This window comes from Mycolicibacter minnesotensis, assembly GCF_010731755.1.
GTDB classification, from domain to species: domain Bacteria; phylum Actinomycetota; class Actinomycetes; order Mycobacteriales; family Mycobacteriaceae; genus Mycobacterium; species Mycobacterium minnesotense.
Genome location: NZ_AP022589.1, coordinates 1,051,852 through 1,077,204 on the forward strand (window position 1 = coordinate 1,051,852; position 25,353 = coordinate 1,077,204).

Sequence of the window (25,353 nt, forward strand, 5' to 3'; positions counted from 1 at the left end):
CCCAGACGTCATTCTCCGACCACGCGCCGTTCACCTTGTGTTCGACCAGGTGCGAGTTTGGGTTGTTATACACACGGCCATGAATCGTTTTCGGGCTGCGAGGCCGGTTGTGGCTGCCGGAATCCTGCTGACCGCGGGCGCGCCGGCCCTATCGGCGTGCACCGTCCCCCATATGACGCTGGCCTACGCCAGTGAGCTCGTGACCTGCGGCGGCAAGACAGAACTGAAGGCCAGTGGTTCGACCGCGCAGGCGCACGCGATGGTGGAGTTCGCCGACGTCTACCGCAGCGCCTGCGTCGATCGCACAGTCGACTACTCGGCCAACGGTTCCGGCGCCGGTATCGCCGACTTCCTCGCCGGGGAAACCGATTTCGCCGCCTCCGACTCGCCCCTGAACGCCGAGCAACGGGCACGGGCCAAACAACGGTGCGGGGGTTCCGACGCCTGGCATCTGCCCATAGTGTTCGGGCCGATGGCCATCACCTACAACTTGCCCGACGTCGACTCGTTGGTTCTCGACGCCCCCACTATTGCCAAGATCTTCAGCGGCAACATCAGTCGCTGGGACGACCCGGACCTGGTCGCATTGAACGGACCCCTGCCTGACCAGGAGATCCGCGTCGTCTATCGCAGCGATCTATCCGGCAGCACCGAGAACTTCCAGGCCTACCTGCACGCCGCATCCGGCGGCGTCTGGGACAAAGAAGCGGACAAGACGTTCAACGGTGGCGTCGGCGTGGGCGCCAAGGGCAACGAGGGCACCGCGGCACTGGTGCGCACCACCGAGGGTGCGATCAGCTACAACGAGTTGGCCTTTGCCATGGACCAGGGACTTTTCGCCGCGGAGATAAAAACCCCGGCCAGCCGCAAATCCAAACGTCCGGTGCGTATCGGCACCGATTCGGTCGGCAAGACCATCGCCGGCGCGAAGATCACCGGAACCGGAAACGATCTGGTGGTCGATATCTCGTCGTTCTACAACCCGACGGAGGGCGACGTGTATCCGATCGTCTTGGCCGGCTATGAGATCGTCTGCTCGAAGTATCCCGACCCTGTCGTGGGCCAGGCGGTCAAGGGCTTTCTGCAGGCGGCGGCCGGTCTGGGCCAGGCCAGCCTCAACAAGCAGGGCTATATCCCGCTGCCACCCGACTTTCAATCGCGCGTCTGGACTGCGATCGAGGCCATCGCCTAGGGCGTTCCTTCACCCGCGCGCTACGCGGGTTCACCCAGATCGCTCGCGCAACGAAATCCGATATGGCTGGTGGCCGTGTCCTGGGACTGCGGAGAGCGGGCCGCCGGCCGATAGCGGTGGCAGTACTGCGGTGCACACAGGTGCGAGCCGCCTTTGAGGGTTTGACTGACATCCGGGTCGGCGGGGCCGGCCGGCGCGCAGCAGGCCTTCGGCGCCTCGTTGAGCCGGTGGTGGGCCGCGAATTCGGTGCCGGTCCATTCCCAGACGTTGCCGATCATGTCGACCAACCCCCAGCCGTTCGGCGGGAACACCCCCACCGGAGACGTCCCGGCCCAGCCCAGCGCGCCGAGGTTGCGGTAAGGAAAGTCGCCCTGCCAGGTGTTGGCCATCAGAGTGTTGCCGGGACGCTCCTCCTCACCCCAGGCATAGGTGCTCGTGCCCGCGGCTCGGGCGGCGTACTCCCACTCGGCTTCGGTGGGTAGCCGTCGGCCCGCCCACCGGGCATAGGCGGTCGCGTCGGGGTAGGCCACCTGGACCACCGGATGATCCGGCTTGTCCGCAACGGTGCTGTCCGGTCCGAAAGGCCGTCGCCAGCTGGCACCGGGGACCCATCGCCACCACTGCCGCCAGTCGCGCAGATCGACCGGACCCTGGGTCGGGGTGAAGACCAACGCCCCAGGTTCAGCGTCGCCGTAGCGCGCCGCGTCGAGCTCTTGTTCAGCGAGTGTCACATAGCCTGTGGCGGCGACGAACTCGGCGAACTGCACATTGGTTACCGGATGTCGTTCCAGCGCGAACGGCGCGACCGCCACGCTGTGAATGGGCGCCTCTTCGGGATAGAAACTCGTCGAGCCCATCCGGAACACCCCGGCGGGGATGTCGACGAGTTCCGTCAGCACGGCATCAGTCCCGTGAAAATGCCGCCGCAAGAGACATTTTGACATCCAGATACGGCTCGCCGCTGATATCGACGGAAACGTCCGCGATGGTCCCTCCGGTGAAGGTGAAGGGTGCACGGTAGGCCGACGAGACCGCCTGCCCGGTGTTGCGCCCCACGCTGACCCCGCCGCCGGCCAACGCGAAGGCCCCAGGCTGGGCCACCATATCCGGCAGGGTCGCCACCACGGCGTCGTCGATGTACAACGATGCTTTGCCCAGCGGCGTGTGACTACCCTCGACGGTCCCGGTGCGGTCGAATCGAACACCAAAGATGTGGTCCCCCACGGGTATGGGATCCGGCGAAGACAGCCACTGCTCTCGCTCGCCCAGGAAGTTGTAGACGTAGTGCAGCCTGCCGCCCTGCACGAACAGCGCGTGACCGCCATGCCGGGCACCCTGCTTGAACAGCACGCCCTCGGCATCAGCGGCGTCCACCGTGACGCGGGCCAACACCGAGAATGACCGGCCGCGAAGGTCCACGCATGCACCCAAAGGCACCTCCGCGGTGTGCGGATAGTAGGTGTAATTGGTGCGGTCGCCGGCAAGGTAAGGCCGTTCGCGGGTCGTCATCTCCAAGATGTTGAGGTCGGCCAGCGGCAGACCCGCGTACTTGTCGGCCTCGGCGAACCACATCGCCTTGAGCTCTTCGAGTTTGTCGGGATACTCAGCTGCCAGATCGTGGCATTGACTGCGGTCCTCGGCCAGGTTGTAAAGCTCCCAGCGGTCCTCATCGAAGTGACTCCAGCCCGAGGGCGTAGCCGCGTGCACGGTATTGGCGAACCAGCCCCGATGCCAGATCCCACGGGTGCCCAGCATGGTGTAGAACTGGGTGCCCTTTCCGGTCTCTGCGGCTGGATCTGTCAGAGCTGCTTTGAAACTCACGCCTTCCAGCGGTCGTTGGGCGACGCCGCGCACGGTGGCTGGGGGTTCGATGCCGATCAGGTCGTAGACCGTGGGCGTCACGTCGCACACATTCACATAGGTGTCGCGCACCTCGCCGCGGGCGGGGATTCCCTTGGGCCAGCTGACGATCGCCGGATCCGCGATGCCACCCTCGTGCGAGGCATAGCGCTTGTAGAGCTTGTAGGGGGTGTTGAACGCCATCGCCCACCCGACCGGGTAGTGGTTGTAGGTCTCCGGGCTGCCCAGCTCGTCGAAGAGCTTCATCGCCTCTTCGACCGAGTCGATGTAGCCGTTGAAGAACTTGTTCTCGTTGGGCGATCCGTTCGGACCGCCCTCACCGCTGGCTCCGTTGTCCGAGATCACCACGACGATGGTGTTGTCGAGTTGCCCGGACTCCTCCAGGTAGTCCAGGATCCGGCCGATCTGTGCGTCGGTGTAGCTCTGGAATCCGGCGAACACTTCGGCCATCCGCGCGAACAGTCGCTTCTCGGAGTCGTCCAGGCTGTCCCAGGGACGAACCATGTCCAAGAACGGCCACGGTTGACCGTCGGCGCTGGTGACACCCGCGTAGGGGTTGACCTCGGAGAGATCGGTGTCGGGTGGCACCAGGCCCAGCTTCTTCTGGTTCTCCAGCACGACCTCGCGGTACAGCTCATAGCCCATGTCGAAGCGGCCCGCGTAGCGGTCGGCCCACTCGGTGAAAACATGGTGCGGTGCGTGCCCAGCACCCGGGCAGACGTAGCCGAACCAGGGCTTGCCGGGCGCTATCGTCTGCGCATCCCGGATGAACTCAATGGTCTTGTCGGCGATGTCCTTAGACAGGTGGTAGCCGTCCTCGGGAGTGGCAGGCGGGGCCACCGGGTGGTTGTCATAAACCAGGTCGGGGTACCACTGGTTGGTCTCGCCGCCCATGAAGCCATAGAACCGGTCGAAGCCCCGCTGAGTGGGCCAGTGCCGCCGGGTGGCGGCCAGGTTGGACTCCTCCAACGGGGTCAGGTGCCACTTGCCGACGCAGAAGGTGCTCCAGCCCTGCTCGGCCAGGACCTCGCTGAGCATGGCGGTTTCGAACGGAATCCGGCCGCTGCAGTTCGGGAAGCCGTCGGTGAACTCTTCGATAGTGGCCATGCCCACGCTGGTGGCGTTGCGGCCGGTCAGCAGCGATGCCCGGGTCGGGGAGCACAGTGCGGTGGTGTGGAACTGGGACAATCGGACGCCACGCTCGGCGATCCTGCTCATCGTGGGCATGTCCACCAGGCCGCCGAAGCAGTCCCAGGTGGCGATGCCGGTGTCATCCCACACCACGTACAGCACATTGGGCGCCCCTTCGGGGGCGGTAGGCGCGGCGAACGGGCCCCAATCCGGTTCGGAATCCCGGATGTCGAGACTGATCTTGCCCGTGAAATCCACCATCACCACTCCGTCGTCGGCCCCCAGAACGGATGAGACACTACCGGTCCGGTGACCAACTGGCAGCGTTTGGAGGTCACGACACAGCGAAGGCGGCCACGGCCAAGCGCACAAAGCACAAGGACCCGGTACGCAGCGCCGTGTGGCGCGCGTCCGGGTCCCGGTGCAACTGCTGTTACTTGGCCTTTTCCAGGATCTCGACCAGGCGCCAGCGCTTGGACGCCGACAGCGGGCGGGTCTCCATCAACGACACACGGTCGCCGATGCCGGCCGTGTTGTTCTCGTCGTGTGCCTTGACCTTCTTGGTGGTCCGGATGATCTTGCCGTACAGCGGGTGCCGCACACGGTCCTCGAGTTCGACGACGATGGTCTTCTCCATCTTGTCGCTGACCACGTAGCCGATCTGGGTCTTGCGGCGGCCACGCACCGTCTCCGTGCGCGGGGTGTGCTTGGCACCCTTCTCCGCGGCGTTAGCCTTTGCAACCTGTGCCATTACGATGCCTCGCCTTCAGAACCAGCGGGACCGGACGCCAGGCCCAGTTCCCGTTCGCGCAACACGGTGTAGATGCGCGCGATCTGGTGGCGCACCGTGCGGAGCCGACGGTTGTTGGTGAGCTGCCCGGTCGCCATCTGGAAACGCAGGTTGAACAGCTCTTCTTTGGACTCGCGCAACTGCTCGACGAGCTCGTCAGCGTTAAGCTCGCGCAGTTCGCCAGCGGTAACTCCCACTGCCATCAGAACTGCTCCTCTCGGGTCACGATGCGCGCCTTGATCGGCAGCTTGTGGATCGCCCGGGTCAGTGCGGCACGGGCAATGGCCTCATTCGGGTAGCTGAGCTCGAACAGCACACGGCCAGGCTTGACGTTGGCAACCCACCACTCCGGCGAACCCTTACCGGAACCCATGCGGGTTTCAGCAGGCTTCTTGGTCAGCGGACGGTCCGGGAAGATGTTGATCCACACCTTGCCGCCACGCTTGATGTGCCGGTTGATGGCGATACGAGCGGACTCGATCTGCCGGTTGGTGACGTAGGCGTGCTCCAGTGCCTGGATGCCGTACTCACCGAACGTCACCGCGGTGCCGCCGCTGGCGATACCGCGCTGCTTGGGGTGGTGCTGCTTGCGGTGCTTGACCTTACGGGGAATCAACATGATTAGCTCTCCGTGCTCTGCGTTGCCTGCGGCTCCGCGGTCACTGCGCTTTCCTGGACCGTTTCTGCAGCAGCGGTGTTCTCGGTACTCTCAGCGGCCCGACCTGCGTCGGTGCTGGTCGCGGTGGTACCCGAGGCGCCACTGCGGCGCGGGCGGGTGCCGGTCGGCCGCTCCCGGCGGGGACGGTCGGCCGACGGTGCGGCAGCGGACAGCTCGCGCTTGCCACCGACGATGTCGCCCTTGTAGATCCAGACCTTCACACCGATCCGGCCGAAGGTGGTCTTCGCCTCGTACAGCCCGTAGTCGATGTCGGCGCGCAGCGTGTGCAGCGGCACCCGACCCTCACGGTAGAACTCCGAGCGGCTCATCTCGGCGCCGCCCAGGCGGCCCGAGCACTGCACCCGGATGCCCTTGACATTGGGCTGACGCATCGCCGACTGGATCGCCTTGCGCATCGCGCGGCGGAACGCCACACGGTTGCTCAACTGCTCGGCCACGCCCTGGGCCACCAACTGTGCGGTGGACTCGGGGTTCTTGACCTCGAGGATGTTCAGCTGGACCTGCTTACCGGTCAGCTTCTCCAGGTCGGAACGGATCCGGTCGGCCTCGGTGCCGCGGCGGCCGATGACGATGCCCGGCCGGGCGGTGTGGATGTCCACGCGGACCCGGTCCCGGGTGCGCTCGATCTCGACGTCGGCGATGCCGGCGCGCTCAAGACCGCTCGACAGCAGCCGGCGGATCGCCACGTCTTCCTTGACGTAGTCCGCGTACTGCTTGTCTGCATACCACCGCGACTTCCAGTCGGTGGTGATCCCGAGCCGGAAGCCGTGCGGGTTGATCTTCTGGCCCATTACTCCGAGCCCTCCTTCGCGTCGGACGTCTCAGGCGCCTTCTTGGTTGCCGCCTTCTTGGCGGGCGCCTTCTTAGCCGCCGCTTTCTCAGTCGTCTTCTCAGCAGCCTTGGCTGCGGAAGCCTTCTTGGCCGGCGCCGTCTTGGCCGGGGTCTTCGCCCCCGCCTCAGTGGCGGCCTTGCTGGCCTGCGCACGACGCGCCCGGGCGGCACCGGCAGACTGCGCCGAACCGCCACCGGAGGACGGCCGACTCTCCACCACCACAGTGATGTGGCTGGTGCGCCGACGGATCCGGTACGCACGCCCCTGGGCGCGCGGCTTGATCCGCTTGGCGGTCGGGCCCTCGTCGGCGTAGACGGTCGCCACCACCAGGGTGGACGGGTCCAGGCCCTCGTTGTTCTCGGCGTTGGCCGCCGCACTGGCGATGACCTTGGCCAACGGCAGGCTGGCCTGCTGCGGCGCCCAGCGCAGGATGTCCAACGCTTCGGCCACGGACTTGCCGCGCACCAGGTTGATCACGCGGCGCGCCTTGCTGGCCGAGATACCCAGGTGGCGGGCCTTGGCAACAGCGGACGGAAATTCAGTAGTAACGCTCACCGGCGCTTAGCCTTCCGGTCGTCTTTGATGTGTCCCTTGAAGGTGCGCGTCGGAGCAAATTCGCCGAGCTTGTGCCCGACCATCGACTCGGTGACGAATACCGGAACATGCTTGCGGCCGTCGTGTACGGCGAACGTGTGCCCGATGAAATCCGGGATGATCGTCGACCGACGTGACCAGGTCTTGATGACCTGCTTGGTGCCCTTCTCGTTCTGAACGTCGACCTTCTTGAGCACATGGTCGTCGACGAACGGACCCTTTTTGAGGCTGCGTGGCATCGTTTTCCCTCCGCTTCCTAGCGCTTGTTCTTGCCGGTGCGCCGGCGTCGGACGATGAGCTTGTCGCTGGGCTTGTTCGGCCGGCGGGTACGACCCTCCGGCTTACCCCACGGGCTGACCGGGTGGCGGCCGCCGGAGGTCTTGCCCTCACCACCACCGTGCGGGTGGTCCACCGGGTTCATGACCACACCACGGACGGTCGGGCGCTTGCCCTTCCACCGCATACGGCCGGCTTTACCCCAGTTGATGTTGGCCTGCTCGGCATTACCCACCTCGCCAACAGTGGCGCGGCAGCGCACGTCAACGCGGCGGATCTCGCCGGAAGGCATACGCAGCGAGGCGTAGGCGCCTTCCTTGCCCAGCAACTGGATGCTGGAACCGGCCGAACGGGCCAACTTGGCGCCACCACCGGGCCGCAGCTCCACGGCGTGCACCAGGGTGCCGGCCGGGATGTTGCGCAGTGGCAGGTTGTTGCCGGGCTTGATGTCGGCATTCGCACCCGACTCGACCACATGGCCCTGCGCCAGACCCTGCGGCGCGATGATGTAGCGCTTCTCGCCGTCCAGGTAGTGCAGCAGCGCGATGCGCGCCGTGCGGTTCGGGTCGTACTCGATGTGTGCGACCTTGGCGTTGACGCCGTCCTTGTCGTGACGACGGAAGTCGATCACGCGGTAGGCACGCTTGTGGCCGCCACCCTTGTGCCGGGTGGTGATCCGGCCGTGGGCGTTGCGCCCGCCGTGGCCGTGCAGCGGCCGAACCAGCGACTTCTCCGGGTGGGAGCGGGTGAGCTCAGCGAAATCGGAGACGCTGGCACCGCGACGACCGGGGGTCGTCGGCTTGTACTTGCGGATTCCCATGTCAGTTAGATCTCTCTCTCACGCCGGTCAGGCCGGTGCGGCGAACAGGTCGATCGGCTTGCTGCCGGGCGCCAGGGTCACAATGGCGCGCTTGGTGTCCTTGCGCTTGCCGTAGCCGGTCTTGGACCGCTTGCGCTTGCCCGGCCGGTTCGCAGTGTTCACCGACGCGACCTTGACCGCGAAGATCTTCTCGATCGCGATCTTGATCTGCGTCTTGTTCGTGTCGGGGCGCACCACGAACGTGTACACGTTGTTCTCGATCAGCCCGTAGGACTTCTCGGAGATGACCGGCGCGAGGATGATGTCGCGGGGATCGGTGATGGTCGCCATCAGGCCGAAACCTCCTCGGTTTTGGCGCTGTGAGCCTCAATGTAGGAGTTCAGAGCCTCGACGCTGAACACCACATCGTCGGCACGCAGCACGTCGTGGGCGTTGAGCTGGTCCGGGGACAGGATGTGCACACCCGGCAGGTTGCGCACGCTCTTGGCGCCCGTCTCGTCGGCACGACCGATGACCACCAGCACCTGCTTGCGGTCAGTGATCGAGCCCAGGAACGTCTTGGCGTCCTTGGTCGAGGGGGTCTGCCCAGTCACCAGCTCGGTGATCGCGTGGATCCGGCCGTTGCGGGCCCGGTCCGACAACGCTCCGCGCAGGGCGGCGGCGATCATCTTCTTCGGGGTGCGCTGGCTGTAGTCACGCGGCTTCGGGCCGTGCACCACGCCACCACCGGTGAACTGCGGCGCCCGGGTAGAGCCCTGACGGGCCCGGCCGGTTCCCTTCTGCCGGTAAGGCTTACGGCCACCGCCGCTGACCTCACCGCGGGTCTTGGTGGAGTGCGTACCCTGACGGGCCGCAGCCAACTGAGCGATCACCACCTGGTGCATGAGCGCGATGTTGGCGGGAGCGTCGAACAGCTCGGCGGGCAGCTCAACCGAGCCGCTGGACTTGCCGTCCGGAGTCTTGACGTCAATCTTGATGCCGGCCATTACTTCTCACCCTTTTTGATCGCGCTGCGGACCAGAACAAGCCCACCGTTGCGGCCCGGAATGGCGCCCTTGATCAACAGCACACCGTTCTCGGCGTCAACCTTGTGCACCACCAGGTTCTGCGTGGTGACGCGGTCGCTGCCCATCCGGCCCGACATGCGGGTGCCCTTGAACACCCGGCCGGGGGTCGAGCAGCCACCGATGGAACCCGGCCGGCGGTGCACGGCCTGGGCGCCGTGACCGGCGCCCTGACCGCGGAAGCCGTGCCGCTTCATGGTGCCGGCGAAACCCTTGCCCTTGGAGGTGCCGGTGACGTCGACGTAGCTGCCGTCTTGGAAGATCTCGGCGGTCAGCTCTTGGCCGACCTCGTAGCCGGCGGCCGCTGTCTCGTCGTCGAGCCGCAGCTCAGCCAGGTGCCGGCGCGGGTTGACTCCCGCGGCCGCGTACTGACCGCTCAGCGGCTTGTTGACCTTGCGGGGGCTGATCTCGCCGTACGCGAGCTGCACGGCGCTGTAGCCGTCGCGCTCGGTGGTGCGGATGCGGGTGACCACATTGGGCCCGGCCTTGACGACCGTGACCGGCACGACCTTGTTGTTCTCGTCGAACACCTGCGTCATGCCCAGTTTGGTACCCAAAATACCTTTGCGTGCCATGGTTTTCGGTGCTCCTACTGGATGTTGACGTCGACGCTGGCCGGCAGATCGATGCGCATCAGAGCGTCAACGGTCTTCGGCGTGGGATCGAGGATGTCGATCAGCCGCTTGTGGGTGCGCATCTCGAAGTGCTCCCGCGAGTCCTTGTACTTGTGCGGGGACCGGATGACGCAATACACGTTCTTCTCGGTCGGCAGCGGCACCGGGCCGACTACGGACGCACCGGTACGGGTGACCGTCTCAACGATCTTGCGCGCCGAGGCGTCAATCGCCTCGTGGTCGTAGGCCTTGAGCCTGATGCGGATCTTTTGTCCCGCCACGCTTCTGCTACCTCACTCCTGCAAAGGGGGCCCGTCTTTCGAACCCTTTGTGCCCCAGCTTGCCGGCACCTTGACGGACCCGTGGGTCCGGTGTCGACACTGCGCTGGGCGCTGCCGCCGCTGTTTACCTGTCTTGGTCCACCGGCCCCCGCGGTCGGGCGTGTCGCCCGCACACGGCCTCGTGCACGGCGAAAATGCTCCGTGCGGCGAGAATGGGACCGGATGCGCCCGGGTGGGCGCTGGTCGTATGCCCGGCCAGGGACAACCCCGGCGCAGGCGAACCTGAATAGTATGCCCCAGATCGGTGCAGCCGCCAAATCCCCAGCGATAGCGCTCTCGGGGCTTCGGATCGGCAGCTGTGGAGCGGCCCGAACGTTGAACTTACTAGCGGGTAAGGTAGCTCGGTGTGACCCGACCTACCAGTACTTATCAATCGTGGCGGCGACTGGCGGGCATCCCCGGCGGCACCCGGCTGTTCTCGGCCGCGGCGATGGCCCGGGTGCCGTACTTCGCCTCAGTTCTGCCCCATGTGGTCCGGATGGAGCCGGGACTGGCCGAGGTGCTGGTACCCAAGTGGCCGTTCGTCTACAACCACCTGCACACCGTGCATGCGATCGCCTCCTGCAATGCGGCCGAAGTCGCGATGGGCATGCTCATGGAGGCCACCGTCCCGCGCAGCCACCGCTGGATCCCCAAGGCCATGAACGTGGCCTATCTGGCCAAGGCGACGACGTCGTTGCGGGCGACCGCCCGGCTGGACCCGCCGGACTTCGTGTCCATCACCGAAGGGACCGAGGTGGTGGTTCCGGTCAGCATCACCGATAAGGCCGGTATCGAGGTAGTGCACGCCGATATCACCACCTGGGTGACGCCGGCTTGAGCGAACTTCGGCCCCGCGCCCCTCGCCCCCTCGCCCCCCGCCGAGCGTGAAGTTGGCTTCACGCTCGGCGGTCGACTGTGAAGCCAACTTCACGCTCGGCGGAGATTGGGCGGCTGCGCGGGTCAGCCGCGCACGGTCGCCCAGAAGTCGCACTGGTGCTCGGTGGTGAAATCGCCGATCATCCGGCTGCCGTCGGTCCGCAGCGACATCCACCGGCGGTCACGGCCAGTACCGAGCGCGGGCCAGTCCGGCTGCCCGACGCCGATAGGCGCACCGGTCACCACGAAGCCGGTCCAGTACTCGACCATCTGATCGGACAGTCGCCGCTGGGCGGCGTCCAGTGGCGGCGCCCCACCGATGTCGAACAGGTAGCGCATCTCCAGCGAATGGGTGGCGCCGATCGGGAAAGGCACCTGCGCATAGAGGTCAGGGGCCGGCGCATGCGGGTCGTCGAACTCATAGCCGAACACCGGCGCGCCGCCGGCCAGGCCCCGGGCCATCCGGTCTGCCAAGCAGGCAAATATGTCGTCGGTCGCCGCGGCCGCATACGCCAGTGAGACGCTGCCGTCGAAGCGAGACGGCGGATAGTGGTCGGCCACCGCGGCGGCGTAGCTGCGGCCGAACGTGTCTGCCAGCTCGTCCGGATACTCCGCGGCAGTGATCTCATCGCCGACGCGCAGGTACCGCAGCGCCACGAACATGGTGAACTCGTCGCGGTTGACCCCCAACAGGATCGGCTTGCCGGCCGGGCCACCGTCGCCCGGCTGCTCCCGGAACACTCGCACCGGATCCCTGGGCAGCAAAGCGGTTCCGATCACCGGTCCGCTGAGACGATCCGTGCCGAACCGCGAGTACCACAGTGGCGCGGCGAATCGCTCGGGCGGCAGGGCGCGCAGGCAGGAGGCGATCTGTTCGTCGGGGTCCTGCTGGGCCGTACCCCGGTCGCCGCACCCCAACGATTCGGTGTAGTCGCGGCTCACCCGCTGCGCCTCGGGGACTTCGACCTGAGCCTGACACGGCCCACTCTGAATGATCGCGGCCCGAAACAGCCCAGCCGAATCCGGCGCAGCCAGGTGGTCGCAGACCGACATTCCTCCGGCGGACTCACCGGCGACGGTCACCTTGTCCGGATCGCCGCCGAACTCGTCGATGTTGTCGCGAACCCAACGCAGCGCGGCCTGCTGGTCGGCCAACCCGTAGTTGCCGGGGTCGCCCAGCGCGGGGTCGGCCAGGAAGCCCAGAGCACCCAATCGATAGTTGATGGTGACGACGATGATGCGACCGCGGACGGCAAGCCGCTGCGCGTGGTAGATGTCGCCGGCACCGCGCATGAAACTGCCGCCGTGAATCCACACCATGACCGGCAACGGCTCGGCGGACGAGCCGGTGGGCGTCCACACATTGAGTGTCAGGCAGTCCTCGCTGATCGGGTCCACGTCGGCGACATCAGGCTGGACACACCACGGTCCATGGCTGACGGCTTCCCGCACGCCCGGCCACGCCGGCATCGGCGCGGGAGGCTGCCACCGCAGTGGCCCGACCGGCGGCGCCGCGTAAGGGATCCCCTGGAACAGCCGGTGATCCGGACCAACAGTTCCCCGCAGCAGGCCCGAACCTGTTCGCACCACGTCGGAATTGAGCGCCACCGCCCGAGGGCTCACGCCCGAGCGCGACAGCGCACCGTCTGAGGACGCACAGCCGGCAGCCAGCACAATGACCAGCGCCAGCATCACGGCGCCGACGCTGCGACCCCGGCGGACCGATCCGATCGACATGACCGAAGAGCCTAATTCGGGGAGTTTCACAGCAAAGCGCCGCCACGTCGGACCGCTATCGCCGAGACTGGGGCGCACCTGACAGATGTCAAGACTGTTGCCGAGGAGCCGGGCGTGAGCACACCGACTATCGACCAGGCGGCCCGAGTGTTCGTCGATCCCCGCGCCTACGCCGACGAACCCCGGCTGCACGCCGCCCTAACGCAGCTGCGGGCACATCGACCGGTGTCGCGGGTCGACCAACGCCCGTATCGGCCGTTCTGGGCGATCACCCGGCACGCCGACATCACGGCGATCGAACGTGACAACAGGCTGTGGATCAATGCACCTCGTCCGCTGCTCGCGCCCGCCTATGCCGACGATATGCAACGCTCGCTGGTGGATTCCGGCATGGGGCTGCGGACGCTGATCCACATGGATGATCCGCAACACCAGAAGATGCGCGCGGTCATCTCAGAGTGGTTCCGGCCCAAGGCGATGCGGAGTCTCCAGGAGCGCATCGACGAGTTGGCGCAGCGCTACGTCGAGAAGATGGCGCAGCGCGGGCCGGAGTGCGACTTCGTCCAGGAGATCGCCGTCAATTACCCGCTGTACGTGATCATGTCGCTACTGGGTCTGCCGGAGTCGGACTTTCCGCGCATGCTGCGCCTGACTCAGGAGCTGTTCGGCGGCGACGACGAGGAATACCGGCGCGGCCTGACCGCCGAAGAGCAGCTGCCGGTGTTGCTCGACTTCTTCGGCTACTTCGGCGCACTGACCGCCGCCCGCCGCGCACAGCCCACCCACGACTTGGCCTCCACGATCGCCAACGCGACCATCGACGGCGCACCGTTGTCCGACGTCGACACCGCCTCCTATTACGTCATCATCGCCACCGCCGGCCACGACACCACCAGCGCGGCGATCAGCGGGGGGATGCGGGCCCTGATCGAGCACCCCGATCAGCGTGGGCGGTTGCGCGCCGAACCGACGCTGATGCCGAGCGCGGTGGAAGAGATCATCCGCTGGGTCACTCCGGTCAAGGAGTTCATGCGCACCGCCACCGCCGACACGCAGGTGCACGGGGTACCGATCGCCGCCGGCGAATCGGTCTACCTGTCCTATGTCTCGGCCAACCGCGACGAATCCGTGTTCGCGGAGCCCTTCGTCTTCGACGTGGGACGCGACCCGAACAGGCACTTGGCGTTCGGCCACGGCGTGCACTTCTGTGTGGGGGCGGCATTGGCGCGCATGGAGATCAGCAGCTTCTTCCATGCCCTGTTGCCGCGCTTGGAGGCGATCGAACTGGCCGGCGAACCACAGCTGGCATCGACGACCTTTGTGGGCGGTCTCAAGCACCTGCCGATCCGCTACCGGCTGAGGCCCTGACCACACATCAGTGTCGCGGCCCGGTGCGCCAGCATCGCGATCGTCGCGTGGGGGCCGCGGCTGGTGATGCGGGGCAGCGCCGAACCGTCGATCACCCACAGCCCTTCGACGCCACGAACGCGACAGTGCGCATCGAGCACCGCGCGCTCGTCATCGTCGGAACCTATCGGGGCACTTCCGCACAGGTGCTGCGAGGTCGACCAGCGAGGGGGGCCGACATCGCCCGTTACACCCATGAGCTGCTGCACCAGGTCCACTCCCCCACTCAGCTCCGCAAGATCCTCCGGCTCGGAGTCGTAGCGGTACTCGATACGCGGGGCCACCTGCGGATCCGCCGAAACGAGGCCTATCCGCCCTCGGGCGCGCGGCGTCATCAGCGCTACCCCCACCTGCGGCGGATCGGGAAACGCAGCATCCCCAATCATCGAAGCGAAACCGGCTGTGTAGGGACGGATTTCCAGGTTCCCGACGTGCAGCACCGACTCGAGCACCGGGCGTCCAGGCGTGCCCGGCCATGGCGCGGGCACCAACCACTCTGGATGGTCTGCGCAGCCGGCGCCGACCGCGAGTGCCGCACGCAGCGGGATTCCGGCTGCGCGCAGCATGCCCTCCTGGCCCACACCGGACAGCATCAACAGGTGCGCTGAACCGATTGCTCCGGCGCACAATACGATTCGGTCTGCGGAAAGCCTGACCACTCCCTCCTCGCCGACCGCTTCCACCGCCACGGCGCGCCCGCCGCGGATGTCGATACGTAGCACTCGGGTCCGAGTCAGCACGTGTAGATTCGCCCGGAACAGGGCCGGCTCCAGATAGGCGGCGCCCGGTCCGGTACGGACGCCGTCCGCGGTGACGTTGAGCGGCACCGCTCCCGCGCCGGCGACGACGGTCTCGGTCGCGTCGTTGAGATCGGGAATCCAGCCGAAGCCGGCTCGCGCCGCGTATTCGTTGAACTGCATTGTACCTGAGCACATCTCGCGACTACGACGTACAGGAATAGGGCCGGAGTCTCCGTGCTGGGGGCCGCCGAAGTCAAAGTCGGTCTCGATCGCGCGGAACGACTCCAGCACTTCTGGCCACGACCACCCGAGCGGGAAACCGGCAAAATCACCGGGCAGGCCCCGACAGAAGTACCCACCGTTCACCGCACCGGAGCCTCCGATGGTCGCGCCCCGCACGATCGTCAGGGCATGACTGTCCCCGCCGGTAAGCTCACCAAGATATCGTCGCACCAAACTGCTGGCAGCACCGATCGGCAACTGTGTTACGTCGGCGGCCTGTGCGGCTAGGGCCGGGTCGCTCAGGCCGACTCCCGCCTCAAGCACTGTGACGCTGCAGGATGGATCCGATGAGAGCAGCTCTGCCACAATTGATCCCGAGCTGCCAGCACCCACTATCAGAGCATCGCTATGCACCACTGACGCCGACAAGGTGCCCTAGCTGCGGATCTGCGGCTTGAGTGCGGACAGGTTGCGCTCGCGCACCACACCACACCACAGGCCGGTACCGTAGGCCAGATCATCGAGCCGCTTGAGCAGCAGATATGCCGGCAGCCCCAGCGGCCGGGAGTCATCTTCCGAACGCGCATGCCGCAACCAGTCCACAACCCCTTCCGCGACCGCGGCCACCACCAGCGCTCTTCGGCATCGTTGCGAGACCAGTGCGGCGAGCAGCGCGACGGGCCAGTAGTGCCGGCACAGGGCCGACGCGATCTGGAGGCCGGCATTGGCAAGGCCACGTAACGTCACCATCACCACATCTGCCGGCGCCGTGTCAGGGCCCTGCATCGACTTGGCCACCCGGTGACCGGTCAGCCCTGCGATCGCCAAGGAGACCAGATAACCCACGGCCGATCCGAGCGCCATCAGCGCCCAGCCCGCCAGCGCCCACCCGGAGATCACCATGGGTGCGGCCTTGTCCGGGTGGCGGGCCGACAACGGCGCGGCCGAACCGCCATAAAACGCTTTGCGCGCCAACCAATCTCGCAGATCGACTCGATGCTCGTGCGCGACCAGTGCGATCGGCTCGTAGCGCAGCCTGCTACCCGCATCCACCAACCGCCAGCACAGGTCGACATCCTCGCCGGAATGCAGCGCCTCGTCGAAGCCGCCCAAGTCGCGCAACGTCGAGGCACGGCAGATGATCGCCGCGCTGGGGACGTAGGCAACCTTGCCGTACGGGACCACAGGCGCCTCACAGCCTCCCAGGTCCAGCGACGAGCGAATGGCCTCGTAGCGGGCCACCAGGTGACTGCTGTCAGCCATGCCGACGATGCGCGGAGCCACCAAGGCCACGGCCGGGTCGCAGAAGTGGCCCAGCAGCGCCTCCAGCCAGCCCCGGCGCGGCACCACATCAGAGTCCAGGAATGCCACGAAATCCGTCGTAGCGGCCCGCAGCCCGGTGTTGCGTGCAGCCGCCGGCCCCCGGCTCTCCGGATGGCGTAACACTTCTACGTCGAGGCAGTGCGCGGCGGACAGATCCTCCGGGCGGATCGGGACCCGCGAGCCGTCATCGACCACCACGACACGCAGACCACGCAGGGCGGCGATCAATCGCTGAAGTCCAACAATGTTGTCGCGCACCGGTATAACAACGGTCACATCTCGATAGGACGGCCCGCCAGCGGGGCGCGGGTGAGCCACAGTGGCGTCGAGCAGAGTCCGTGCCAGCTGTGCGCTGACCGCGTCGCGGACCTCCAGACGGCCGTCGGACAACAGTCCCTGGGCGGCCGGTGCCAGCCGAAGCAGCCGGGTAGGCGAGCCGCCCAACAGGGTGGAACCGCGGCCCAGAACCCGAACCTTCCGGTCGACCTGAACGGCGAAGCCGTCCGGCAGCCGCGCCGCCGTCACCGAAGCATTCCGTCCGGCCCGGGCGCCCAGCCGCCAATGGTTGCCAGACCGGTGTCGACCATCTCGGTGAAGAGTCGTCGACCTTCGGCGGCGGTCGCGGTGGTCGGGTCTCCCAGCACGCCCACGGGGCTCACTGCCGCCACTCCCCCGGCGCGCATCGCGGGAAGCAACTGCGCCAAGGGAGCATCATTTCCCGGCTGGGCCTGATCGAACCGCACACTATCGGGTGAAAGATGCAGCAGCAGTGACGTTTCGACGTGTCCGGCATGGGCATCAGCACCCGCCACGGCACAGGGCAGCCAGGCCACGTCGCGGCCTTCGAAGCGCAGCCGCGGCACCGCGTCGGCTAAAGCCGCCACATTGCCGCCATGGCCGTTGACGAAGAGCACCCGTGGCGCCCAGCAACACGCGGAGCGGCCATACTCCAGCAACAGTTCGGTCAGCGCAGGGGTGCCGATCGAGATGGTTCCGGCAAAGCTCTGATGCTCTCCGCTGGCCCCGTAGGCGATGGCCGGCGCCACCGCTCCTCCGCCGGCTCCGGCCAAGGCCTGGGCGACCGCCTGCGCAATCCGGGTATCGGTGTCCAGCGGCAGGTGCGGGCCGTGCTGTTCAGTCGAGCCCACCGGGACCAGCAGCGTCAGCCGCTGCGGCAGCTGAAGCTGGGTCTGCAGCTCGCTCCAGGTCGAGCCACCCAGCCCGCCGCCAAACGCCATCGGAAGATGGTAAGCGAATTCACCTGTCGTACACCAGTTGTTGACGACTACGAGCAGCGAAATTTTTTCGCTACGGGACCCCACATCTATCTCGCGGAATCACGTCCGTCTCGCCAGCCACGGGCGTATCAGGAGTGGCACCCGATTGCGCAGGTCGGCGCTCGAGAGAGCCTAGCCGGCCTCGGCTGCGGGTACCCCGAGCGCCCGGCTGAAACCGGCCGGAATCAGGATGTCCGCCGGGGACAGATCATGCACCGATGCCCGCCCGAGGCCCATGAGGGCCGAGTCGATACCGCCCCGCAGGATGTCCAAGACGTTCTCGACCCCGGGCTGTCCGGCCGCGGCGAGGCCCCACAGGTAAGCGCGGCCGATCATCACCGCACGCGCTCCCAGGGCGACCGCTTTGACGACATCACTTCCTCGCCGGATACCGCCGTCCAGCAACACCTCGATCTGGTCACCCACCGCCTCGGCGACGGCCGGCAGCGCACGGATCGCCGCGGGCGTGCCATCCAGGTTGTTCCCGCCGTGATTGGAGACCGAGATGGCCGAAACACCGCAATCCACAGCGCGTTTAGCGTCATCAACCCGCATCACGCCCTTGAGCATGAAAGGCCCACCCCATAGTTCACGCAACCAGGCGATGTCCTCCCAAGTAGGCGGCGGGGTGCCCATCCATTCGCCGTAGGCCTGGAAGAACGGCGGACCCGGTTCGCCGCGGCCGGCCTGATTGGGCACCCGCAGGGTCGGCGGTCGCAGGGTCTTGGCCCAGCGCAGGAACCATCCAGGCCTGGTGAGAGCCTCCGGCATCATCTTGACCATGGTCTTCAGGTCCATCTTCTCCGGGATGGTGGGACTGCCCCAGTCCCGCCCGTGCGAGAAGCTCCAATCGGTGGTGGCGATCATGCCCACCGCCCCGGCAGCACGGGCTCGCTCCACTCGCTCGGCAATGGCGTCGCGACCCCCCAGCCAGTAGATCTGGAAGAAGGTCTTAGGGTTCGCCGCGATGACTTCTTCCATCGGCTTGCTCGCGAAAGACGAAAGTCCCATCGCGGTACCCCGCGCCGCCGCCGCCCTGGCGACTGCCACCTCGCCGTCCGGATCGACCGCCTGAACTCCGGTCGGCGAGATCATCACCGGCATCGAGATCTCTTGCCCCATAACCGTAGTCGACATTTCCCGGTTGGCTGGGGCGCCCACCACATGCGGCGCGAAGCCGAGCTCGCTGAACGCGGCAACGTTGTCACTGACCGTCAGCCCTTTCTCGCTGGCGGAGATCAGCGAGGAGTAAGCAGACTTCGGGAGCCGCTTCTTGGCCCGTTCTTGGGCAATAGCAACAGTTTCGAACCAGACATCACGAGCCATGATCAGATTGGACTTTCATTGCAGAGGCGGGCCGGCGGACGCATGGACAGCGTCAAGGGCACCACCGTGGTGATCGGCTTGCCGCGCGAATGGTCAGCGGCCGGACGAGGTTTGGTGCGATCGACGGCAAGCGCGGGAGCGCCATAGCCCTGCACGCATTCTGGATCCGGCCCGTCCAGGGGCAGGCCGGTGAAGAACTTCGCGGCCATACAACCGCCCCGGCAGCTGTCGTAGTGGTCGCAGCTGCCGCACGCCCCCGCGGACTGCGGCTCCCGCAGCTCTCGGAACAGCGGGGCATGCTTCCACACGTTGTCAAAACCGCCGTCGGACAGCACGTTTCCAGCGAGGAATCGGTCATGGATGGCGAACGGGCAGGCGTAGACATCGCCTACGGGATCGATGAGGCACACCACCCGCCCGGCGCCGCACATGTTCAGCCCGGCCAGCGCTCCGGGGGCGCCCAGCCCGGACAGGTGGAAGAATGAGTCACCGGTGAGCACCCGTTCCCCATTGGCGACCAGCCAATCGTAGAGTTGAACCTGCTGGTCAGCGGTCGGATGCAAGTCGTCCCATACGTCGGCGCCTCGCCCCGACGGGCGCAGCCGGGTGATGCGCAGCGTGGCTCCGTAGCGGCTGGCCAGCGTAGCGAAGTCGTCGAGCTGGTCAATGTTGTGACGGGTTGCGACGACCGAGATCTTGGCGTCGGAGAATCCGGCCGCGGCCAGGTTCTCCAGCGCCCGGATCGCCATGTCGAACGAGCCAGGCCCGCGGATCGGGTCGTTGACCTCTGCGGTGGCACCATCCAGCGAGATCTGGACGTCGACGTAGTCACTGGCCGCCAGTTTGGCCGCCACCTCGGGAGTGATCCGCAGACCGTTGGTGGAGAACTTGACGCCGACGTGATGCTCGGTGGCGTAATCCACCAGCTCCCAGAAGTCAGCGCGCACAGTGGGTTCCCCGCCGCCGATATTGACGTAGAACACCTGCATGCGTTCCAGCTCGTCGATGATGTCCTTGCACGCCTGCGTGGACAGCTCGCGGGGATCACGTTTGCCCGACGACGACAGGCAGTGCACACACGCCAGGTTGCACGCGTAGGTCAGTTCCCACGTCAGGCAGATCGGAGCGTCAAGCCCGTGCTCGAATTGTTCGATCAGCCGGGGCACCGGTGCTATCGCTGTCATTGGCCCTCCCTAGGCATCAGCATCTTCGAATCCGCCAGCACGCCCAGCGCATGCAGGTAAGGACCCTGATCGGCGTCGTCCACGCCGGCCGCACGGCACGCGGATCGCACATCGCTGTGCTCGGCCAAGGACCGCACCACCTCGACGATGGTGCGGTTCTTCAGGAACGACAATTTTCGGGTACCGAAGTGGTACAGCAGCGCACCAAACGGCTCGGGACGAAGCGCCACCTGCGGGTGAAGCTCCCAGCCGCGGTCGGGGTCGAACGCGTGCACCTCCGACGCCACGGCGACCTCCGGCACGGTCAGTAGACGCCGCACATGCCGTCGATGGACACCTCTTCGACCAGGGTCTCGGTGACGATCTCGGCGGTGTCGTTCTGCTGGTTCTGGTCCATGACGCAGGCCTCTCTCACAGTGGGGTTCGACAACCGACTGTCGTGTCGGTCACAATCTCGGAACAGAATATGGCATCGGGTGCCGTAAAGAAAGTGGGGTTCACCGATGGGCGGTTCGGCAGACCCACAGTCCCGTGTCGGGCGACGCCGCTCCACCACGCCCGCGCACATCACCGAGGTGGCGATCGACCTTTTCGCAACCCGTGGATTCGGAGACGTCAGCGTGGACGACGTGGCCCACGCCGCCGGCATCGGCCGTCGCACGGTGTTTCGGTACTACGCGTCCAAGAACGCGATCCCCTGGGGAGATTTCGACGCTCACCTGAACCAGCTGCGCGCCCTGCTCGAGGGGGTTGAACCTGCGGCGCCACTGGCAGAGGCGCTACGCAGCGCACTTTTGGCGTTCAACACCTTCAACGAAGGCGAGACCGCGCGGCACCGCCGGCGAATGCGGGTGATCCTGCAGACCGATGAGCTGCAGGCGTACTCGATGACGATGTACGCAGGCTGGCGCAACGTCATTGCCGAGTTCGTGGCACACCGAGAGGGTGCGGAACCCGACGACCTTCGTCCGCGGACGGTCGCATGGATGATGCTGGGGGTGGCTCTGAGCGCCTACGAGCGCTGGCTGGGCGACGAGTCACTGGCGCTGCCGCGCGTCCTGGGCGAGGCATTTGACGCCATTCGCGGCGGTCTGGACTGACACCGCACGCACCACCACGCAGGGCCCTGCCATCATCAAGGCAACAGCGACGTTCACCCACGACACAGGAGTTGATGCGCACGTGGCTCCCCTGACCCAGTTCACCGTGCCCGAAGTCACCGACGCGGTAGCCGCAGAGATCCCCGAACGCGACATGATCGTCCAGGGAGATCGGCGCTACACCTATGCCGAGATCGTCGAACGTTCCAACCGGCTGGCTTCCTACCTGCATTCGCGCGGCCTGGGCTGTCACACTCTGCGGTCGGAGCTTGAGCCGCATCAGAGCGGCCAAGACCTGCTCGGCATCTACGCCTACAACGGCCACGAGTTCGTCGAGACTCTGCTGGGCAGCTTCCGGGCACGAGTGGCCCCGTTCAACGTCAACTACCGCTACGTCCGCAACGAATTGGCTTACCTGCTGGCTGATTCCGGCGCGACCGCGCTGGTGTATCACGCCGCGTTCGCCCCCACGCTGGCTGAGGTGCTCCCCGACCTTCCCGCGTTGAAAGTGCTGATTCAGATCGCCGACGACTCCGGCAACGCCCTGCTGGAGGGCGCGGTCGACTACGAGACGGCGCTCGCGGACAGCTCTCCGCAGCCCCCGCCGGTACAGCCCTGCGCCGACGACCTCTACGTGCTCTACACCGGGGGCACCACCGGCATGCCCAAGGGAGTGCTGTGGCGTCAGCACGACATCTTCATGGGATCGTTCGGCGGCCGCAACCTCATCACGGCCGAAGAGGTCAGCTCCCTCGATGACATCGTGGGTCCGGTCAGGCAGAACCCGGGCGTCAAGCTCATGATCCTGCCTCCACTGATCCACGGCGCCGCGCAGTGGGCGGTGATGACCGCGATCAACACCGGCCAGACCTTGGTCTTCCCTTCAGTTGTCGATCATTTCGACGCCGACGACGTCGTACGGACCATCGAACGCGAGAAGGTGCTCTCGGTCACCGTGGTAGGCGATGCGATGGCCCGCCCGCTGCTCGACGCCATCCGCAAAGGCAACGCAGATGTGTCGTCGCTGATGGTGGTCGCCAACGGTGGGGCCCTGCTGACGCCCTATGTGAAACAGCAGATCGTCGAGACGCTGCCCGGTGCCATGGTGATCGACGGGGTCGGGTCGTCGGAGACCGGCGCACAGATGCGTCACATGTCGACTTCGGGTGCGGTGTCGACGGGAACCTTCGCCGGCGGACCGGACACCTGCGTGGTGGCCGAAGATCTCGGCGCCGTACTCGAGCCCGGCCACGAGGGACTGGGTTGGCTCGGCCAGCGCGGCTATGTCCCGTTGGGCTACAAGGGCGATGCCGTCAAGACCGCCGCCACGTTCCCGGTGATCGCCGGGGTGCGCTACGCCGTTCCGGGCGACCGGGCCCGGCACCTGGACAGCGGGTCCATCGAGCTGCTCGGCCGGGATTCGGTGACGATCAACTCGGGCGGGGAGAAGATCTTCGCCGAGGAGGTGGAGACGGCGATCGCCTCACATCCGGCCGTCGTCGATGTGGTGGTCGCGGGCCGGGCCAGTGACCGTTGGGGGCAGGAGGTCGTGGCGGTTGTCGCATTGGCCGAGGGCGCATCTGCCACCGACGCCGAACTGATCGCCCACGCCGGCGGATCACTGGCCAGATACAAGTTGCCCAAGGCGATCGTGTTCCGATCGACGATCGTGCGAAGCCCAGCAGGCAAGGCCGACTACCGCTGGGCACGCGAACAGGCCGAACAGGGATAAGTCCCGCCCCGGCTTATTTGCGTGGTAGGCCGAGAATCATCTGCGCGATAATGTTCAGCTGAATCTCTTTGGTACCGCCGCCAATCAGCTCAGCCGGCGAAAGCAGGTAGGGCTCGACTACGGCCGGTTCCGAGTTGGCGACCATGGCCAGCCGACCAACTGTGGCCAACGTCGCCTGGAACGTGCGCCGCAGCAGGACGTTCATCGCCACCTTGGCGATGCTCGACGACGCGCCGAACCCCTGGCCGTCCAGCAGTCGGATGGTCTCTCGCACCCCGAGAGCCCTGATCGCGTTGGCATAGGCATCCAGCTCACCCAGCGCGCGCATCGCGTCCCCGCGCCCGGAGCCCGGCGCCGCAGCCAGGGCGCGCAGCGCCACCGCCCTGTCGTTCTCGACGTATGCGCTGATAGCAGTACGTTCTTGCGCCATCGTTGCGATCGCCAGCTGCCACCCCTCGGTGGGCTCGCCCAGCAGCATCTCATCGGGGACAAAGACATTGGTGAGAAACACTTCGTTGAATTCGGCGGACCCGGTGGCCTGAACGATCGGCTGAACTTCGATCCCGTCAGAACGCATGTCCACGATGAAGTAGCCGATGCCACGGTGCTTGGCCGCAGTGGGATCGGTACGGGCAAGCAAGGCACCGTAATCCGCGCGTTGGGCGCACGAGGTCCAGATCTTGTGGCCGTTGATGCGCCACCCGCCGTCGACCTTGACCGCCCGGGTGGTCAACGAGGCCAGATCCGACCCGGCACCGGGCTCGGAGAACAGCTGACACCAGGCCAGTTCGCCGCGCTGCGTCGGGGGAATCAGCCGCTGCTGCAGCGCATCCGGAGCAGCCTGCACCAGTGACGGCAGGATCCACTCGGCGATGCCCAACGAGGGCCGGACCAGGTCCGGCCGGTTCGCAAACTCCTCGATGATGATCAACTGTTGCAGCGGCGAGGCATTGAGCCCCCACGGCACCGGCCACTGCGGCGCGATCAACCCGGCTTCGGCGATCAGCGTCCGTTGAGGACCCGTCTGGAAGTGCGCGTCATCACCTTGTCGCCCCGGGCCGTCGTTCGACAGTGCTGCGGCGGCGTCGAGGGTGGCCACAACGTCCGCCCGGAACTCGGCTTCGGCGCCGCCGAGATCAACGGTGAAGTCCCGTTGCCCGGCGGCCGCCAGCTCGCCCAGTCGACGAGCCCAGTCGGTGGCGGGTCCGATAGATGCGGCAATGCTGGTGGCGCGGCGCCAGTACAGATGCAGATCGTGCTCCCAGGTGAACCCAATGGCACCGAACATCGTCAGGGTGTCGAAAACAGTGTCCGGGCAGGGTGTTATCGCCACCAAAGCCGCTGTGGCGGCGGCCATCCGATGCTGTTCCACGGTGTCGGTGACGGCGCGAAGCGCGTCCCAGGCCGCCGCGCAGGCCAATTCTGCGTTGACCAACAACATGGCCGCCTGATGCTGCAGCGCCTGGAAGGTGCCGATCGGCACGCCAAACTGTTCCCGGGTGCGCAGATGCGCGGTGGCGGCCTCGACGCACCAGGTGGCGATCCCTGCGCACACCGCCGCGGCGAGACCCACGGCGAGGTAGTCCGCGCGTTCGATGTCGATCCCGGCCAGGACAGCACCAGAACCGGCCGGGTAGTCGTCCAATGTGAGGGTGGCCAAGTCGGTGAGTAGGTCGGTACCGGCCACCGGCTGGATCGTCACCCGGGAGGTGTCAACCACTGCCCAGAGTTCGGTGCCGTCATCACAACCGGCACAGATCAGCGCAAGAGTTGCCGAACGGGCGCCCGAGATCACCTCGGAGACACCACTTATCGACCAATGATCATCGACCCGCCGCGCGGTGAAACTCGACTGGCCGGCGAGCACGACAGCCGCGGGCGCACCGGCGGCGAGGGCGCCTAGATACCCCGCCCGAGCGGGCGAGGCGTCTGCCAGGAGCCCGACCGCGCCCGCGGTCACCGTCGACAGCAGCGGCCCCGGCAGAGATACCGTGCCAGCGGCCTCCAAAATGGCAGCCACATCGAGCAGGCCACCGCCGTGCCCACCATCGGATTCAGGAAGGTGTACGGCATGAAAGCCGTTAGCCACCAGTTCTGCCCACCAGGCCGGTAGGTGCCCTTCCGCGAGCGCGTCGAAGGCGTTACGGGTGTCGGCCATCGGCGCATGCCGGGCAGCGAACTGTCGCAGCGATTCGCCGAGTTGTCGTTGTTCAGCGCTGAGCGTCACGCTCACGAGCTCTCCTTGGGTTCGCTG

27 protein-coding genes are annotated in these 25,353 nt (G+C 66.5%); 5 read left to right on the forward strand and 22 right to left on the reverse strand.

The window, feature by feature from the left end:
• Positions 1-79: 79 nt before the first annotated feature.
• Positions 80-1,192, forward strand: a complete 1,113-nt coding sequence (gene pstS / locus G6N09_RS05100) for a phosphate ABC transporter substrate-binding protein PstS (RefSeq protein WP_083026783.1) — start codon at positions 80-82, stop codon at positions 1,190-1,192.
• A 20-nt stretch (positions 1,193-1,212) separates the two neighbouring features.
• Here pstS and G6N09_RS05105 read toward each other — a convergent pair whose 3' ends face one another.
• The 13 genes from G6N09_RS05105 to rpsJ all read right to left on the reverse strand — a co-directional run bounded on the left by G6N09_RS05105 (position 1,213) and on the right by rpsJ (position 10,133).
• Positions 1,213-2,091, reverse strand: a complete 879-nt coding sequence (locus G6N09_RS05105; RefSeq protein ID WP_083026784.1) for a formylglycine-generating enzyme family protein — start codon at positions 2,089-2,091, stop codon at positions 1,213-1,215.
• Between the two features lie 4 nt (positions 2,092-2,095).
• On the reverse strand, positions 2,096-4,444 hold the full coding sequence (locus G6N09_RS05110; protein ID WP_083026806.1) for an arylsulfatase: 2,349 nt from the start codon (positions 4,442-4,444) through the stop codon (positions 2,096-2,098).
• Positions 4,445-4,616: 172 nt separating this feature from the next.
• On the reverse strand, positions 4,617-4,934 hold the full coding sequence (rpsQ, locus tag G6N09_RS05115; protein WP_083026785.1) for a 30S ribosomal protein S17: 318 nt from the start codon (positions 4,932-4,934) through the stop codon (positions 4,617-4,619).
• A complete protein-coding gene (rpmC, locus tag G6N09_RS05120) occupies positions 4,934-5,176 on the reverse strand; it encodes a 50S ribosomal protein L29 (protein WP_047318355.1) in 243 nt (80 codons plus the stop codon). The genes rpsQ and rpmC overlap by 1 nt, the downstream gene beginning before the upstream one ends.
• A complete protein-coding gene (rplP, locus tag G6N09_RS05125) occupies positions 5,176-5,592 on the reverse strand; it encodes a 50S ribosomal protein L16 (protein WP_024440409.1) in 417 nt (138 codons plus the stop codon). Before rplP ends, rpmC begins: the two co-directional genes overlap by 1 nt.
• Before the next feature lie 2 nt (positions 5,593-5,594).
• On the reverse strand, positions 5,595-6,443 hold the full coding sequence (gene rpsC, locus G6N09_RS05130; protein WP_083026786.1) for a 30S ribosomal protein S3: 849 nt from the start codon (positions 6,441-6,443) through the stop codon (positions 5,595-5,597).
• Positions 6,443-7,039: a 50S ribosomal protein L22 gene (gene rplV, locus G6N09_RS05135; protein WP_083026787.1), complete on the reverse strand. Its 597-nt coding sequence runs from the start codon at positions 7,037-7,039 to the stop codon at positions 6,443-6,445. The genes rpsC and rplV overlap by 1 nt, the downstream gene beginning before the upstream one ends.
• Positions 7,036-7,317: a 30S ribosomal protein S19 gene (gene rpsS, locus G6N09_RS05140; RefSeq protein WP_083026788.1), complete on the reverse strand. Its 282-nt coding sequence runs from the start codon at positions 7,315-7,317 to the stop codon at positions 7,036-7,038. The genes rplV and rpsS overlap by 4 nt, the downstream gene beginning before the upstream one ends.
• A 17-nt stretch (positions 7,318-7,334) precedes the next feature.
• Positions 7,335-8,174: a 50S ribosomal protein L2 gene (gene rplB, locus G6N09_RS05145; RefSeq protein ID WP_083026789.1), complete on the reverse strand. Its 840-nt coding sequence runs from the start codon at positions 8,172-8,174 to the stop codon at positions 7,335-7,337.
• Between the two features lie 27 nt (positions 8,175-8,201).
• Positions 8,202-8,504: a 50S ribosomal protein L23 gene (rplW, locus tag G6N09_RS05150; protein ID WP_046188185.1), complete on the reverse strand. Its 303-nt coding sequence runs from the start codon at positions 8,502-8,504 to the stop codon at positions 8,202-8,204.
• Positions 8,504-9,160 (reverse strand): 50S ribosomal protein L4, encoded by a 657-nt coding sequence (rplD, locus tag G6N09_RS05155; RefSeq protein ID WP_083026790.1) that lies wholly within the window; start codon positions 9,158-9,160, stop codon positions 8,504-8,506. Before rplD ends, rplW begins: the two co-directional genes overlap by 1 nt.
• The gene (gene rplC, locus G6N09_RS05160) at positions 9,160-9,813 is read right to left on the reverse strand and encodes a 50S ribosomal protein L3 (protein ID WP_083026791.1); all 654 of its coding nucleotides are present in this window, start codon (positions 9,811-9,813) and stop codon (positions 9,160-9,162) included. The genes rplD and rplC overlap by 1 nt, the downstream gene beginning before the upstream one ends.
• Positions 9,814-9,827: 14 nt before the next feature.
• The gene (gene rpsJ, locus G6N09_RS05165) at positions 9,828-10,133 is read right to left on the reverse strand and encodes a 30S ribosomal protein S10 (protein WP_003883485.1); all 306 of its coding nucleotides are present in this window, start codon (positions 10,131-10,133) and stop codon (positions 9,828-9,830) included.
• 406 nt (positions 10,134-10,539) lie between these two features.
• On the opposite strand from rpsJ, the gene G6N09_RS05170 reads away from it, so the two are divergent.
• Positions 10,540-11,013, forward strand: a complete 474-nt coding sequence (locus G6N09_RS05170; protein ID WP_083026792.1) for a hotdog fold domain-containing protein — start codon at positions 10,540-10,542, stop codon at positions 11,011-11,013.
• Positions 11,014-11,135: 122 nt separating this feature from the next.
• On the opposite strand, the gene G6N09_RS05175 is transcribed toward G6N09_RS05170, so the two are convergent.
• A complete protein-coding gene (locus tag G6N09_RS05175; RefSeq protein WP_083026973.1) occupies positions 11,136-12,788 on the reverse strand; it encodes a carboxylesterase/lipase family protein in 1,653 nt (550 codons plus the stop codon).
• 114 nt (positions 12,789-12,902) lie between these two features.
• On the opposite strand from G6N09_RS05175, the gene G6N09_RS05180 reads away from it, so the two are divergent.
• Positions 12,903-14,156 carry a cytochrome P450 gene (locus G6N09_RS05180; RefSeq protein ID WP_083026972.1) on the forward strand — a complete coding sequence of 418 codons (1,254 nt, stop codon included), beginning with the start codon at positions 12,903-12,905 and terminating at the stop codon, positions 14,154-14,156.
• On the opposite strand, the gene mftG is transcribed toward G6N09_RS05180, so the two are convergent.
• From mftG to mftA, 7 genes are all read right to left on the reverse strand, one after another.
• Positions 14,138-15,586, reverse strand: coding sequence for a mycofactocin dehydrogenase MftG (mftG, locus tag G6N09_RS05185; RefSeq protein WP_083026971.1), 1,449 nt, complete (start codon positions 15,584-15,586; stop codon positions 14,138-14,140). The two genes, G6N09_RS05180 and mftG, sit on opposite strands and share 19 nt — an antisense overlap.
• Before the next feature lie 6 nt (positions 15,587-15,592).
• A complete protein-coding gene (gene mftF, locus G6N09_RS05190) occupies positions 15,593-17,005 on the reverse strand; it encodes a mycofactocin biosynthesis glycosyltransferase MftF (protein WP_083026970.1) in 1,413 nt (470 codons plus the stop codon).
• Complete coding sequence (gene mftE / locus G6N09_RS05195) at positions 17,002-17,718, reverse strand: mycofactocin biosynthesis peptidyl-dipeptidase MftE (protein WP_083026969.1); 717 nt, start codon at positions 17,716-17,718, stop codon at positions 17,002-17,004. Before mftE ends, mftF begins: the two co-directional genes overlap by 4 nt.
• Before the next feature lie 171 nt (positions 17,719-17,889).
• A complete protein-coding gene (gene mftD / locus G6N09_RS05200) occupies positions 17,890-19,083 on the reverse strand; it encodes a pre-mycofactocin synthase MftD (RefSeq protein ID WP_083026968.1) in 1,194 nt (397 codons plus the stop codon).
• A gap of 2 nt (positions 19,084-19,085) precedes the next feature.
• Positions 19,086-20,267, reverse strand: a complete 1,182-nt coding sequence (gene mftC, locus G6N09_RS05205) for a mycofactocin radical SAM maturase (protein WP_083026967.1) — start codon at positions 20,265-20,267, stop codon at positions 19,086-19,088.
• Positions 20,264-20,587 (reverse strand): mycofactocin biosynthesis chaperone MftB, encoded by a 324-nt coding sequence (mftB, locus tag G6N09_RS05210; RefSeq protein ID WP_197745900.1) that lies wholly within the window; start codon positions 20,585-20,587, stop codon positions 20,264-20,266. The genes mftC and mftB overlap by 4 nt, the downstream gene beginning before the upstream one ends.
• Positions 20,572-20,664: a mycofactocin precursor MftA gene (gene mftA / locus G6N09_RS05215; protein WP_082104109.1), complete on the reverse strand. Its 93-nt coding sequence runs from the start codon at positions 20,662-20,664 to the stop codon at positions 20,572-20,574. Before mftA ends, mftB begins: the two co-directional genes overlap by 16 nt.
• Positions 20,665-20,770: 106 nt before the next feature.
• Between mftA and mftR the strand changes: the two genes are divergently transcribed.
• Positions 20,771-21,367 carry a mycofactocin system transcriptional regulator MftR gene (gene mftR / locus G6N09_RS05220; RefSeq protein WP_083026965.1) on the forward strand — a complete coding sequence of 199 codons (597 nt, stop codon included), beginning with the start codon at positions 20,771-20,773 and terminating at the stop codon, positions 21,365-21,367.
• A 154-nt stretch (positions 21,368-21,521) separates the two neighbouring features.
• Positions 21,522-23,099: a medium-chain acyl-CoA ligase Mig gene (locus G6N09_RS05225; RefSeq protein WP_234807068.1), complete on the forward strand. Its 1,578-nt coding sequence runs from the start codon at positions 21,522-21,524 to the stop codon at positions 23,097-23,099.
• 13 nt (positions 23,100-23,112) lie between these two features.
• Here G6N09_RS05225 and G6N09_RS05230 read toward each other — a convergent pair whose 3' ends face one another.
• Positions 23,113-25,332 carry an acyl-CoA dehydrogenase family protein gene (locus G6N09_RS05230; protein WP_083026964.1) on the reverse strand — a complete coding sequence of 740 codons (2,220 nt, stop codon included), beginning with the start codon at positions 25,330-25,332 and terminating at the stop codon, positions 23,113-23,115.
• Positions 25,333-25,353: the final 21 nt, after the last annotated feature.

Coding starts and splice junctions, on each gene's coding strand:
- pstS (WP_083026783.1), top strand. CDS start 80: ATGAATCGTTTTCGGGCTGCGAGGCCGGTTGTGGCTGCCGGAATCCTG.
- G6N09_RS05110 (WP_083026806.1), bottom strand. CDS start 4,444: ATGGTGGATTTCACGGGCAAGATCAGTCTCGACATCCGGGATTCCGAA.
- rpsQ (WP_083026785.1), bottom strand. CDS start 4,934: ATGGCACAGGTTGCAAAGGCTAACGCCGCGGAGAAGGGTGCCAAGCAC.
- rpmC (WP_047318355.1), bottom strand. CDS start 5,176: ATGGCAGTGGGAGTTACCGCTGGCGAACTGCGCGAGCTTAACGCTGAC.
- rplP (WP_024440409.1), bottom strand. CDS start 5,592: ATGTTGATTCCCCGTAAGGTCAAGCACCGCAAGCAGCACCACCCCAAG.
- rpsC (WP_083026786.1), bottom strand. CDS start 6,443: ATGGGCCAGAAGATCAACCCGCACGGCTTCCGGCTCGGGATCACCACC.
- rpsS (WP_083026788.1), bottom strand. CDS start 7,317: ATGCCACGCAGCCTCAAAAAGGGTCCGTTCGTCGACGACCATGTGCTC.
- rplB (WP_083026789.1), bottom strand. CDS start 8,174: ATGGGAATCCGCAAGTACAAGCCGACGACCCCCGGTCGTCGCGGTGCC.
- rplW (WP_046188185.1), bottom strand. CDS start 8,504: ATGGCGACCATCACCGATCCCCGCGACATCATCCTCGCGCCGGTCATC.
- rplD (WP_083026790.1), bottom strand. CDS start 9,160: ATGGCCGGCATCAAGATTGACGTCAAGACTCCGGACGGCAAGTCCAGC.
- rplC (WP_083026791.1), bottom strand. CDS start 9,813: ATGGCACGCAAAGGTATTTTGGGTACCAAACTGGGCATGACGCAGGTG.
- G6N09_RS05175 (WP_083026973.1), bottom strand. CDS start 12,788: ATGTCGATCGGATCGGTCCGCCGGGGTCGCAGCGTCGGCGCCGTGATG.
- mftE (WP_083026969.1), bottom strand. CDS start 17,718: ATGGCGTTTGGCGGCGGGCTGGGTGGCTCGACCTGGAGCGAGCTGCAG.
- mftD (WP_083026968.1), bottom strand. CDS start 19,083: ATGGCTCGTGATGTCTGGTTCGAAACTGTTGCTATTGCCCAAGAACGG.
- mftC (WP_083026967.1), bottom strand. CDS start 20,267: ATGACAGCGATAGCACCGGTGCCCCGGCTGATCGAACAATTCGAGCAC.
- mftA (WP_082104109.1), bottom strand. CDS start 20,664: ATGGACCAGAACCAGCAGAACGACACCGCCGAGATCGTCACCGAGACC.
- mftR (WP_083026965.1), top strand. CDS start 20,771: ATGGGCGGTTCGGCAGACCCACAGTCCCGTGTCGGGCGACGCCGCTCC.
- G6N09_RS05225 (WP_234807068.1), top strand. CDS start 21,522: ATGATCGTCCAGGGAGATCGGCGCTACACCTATGCCGAGATCGTCGAA.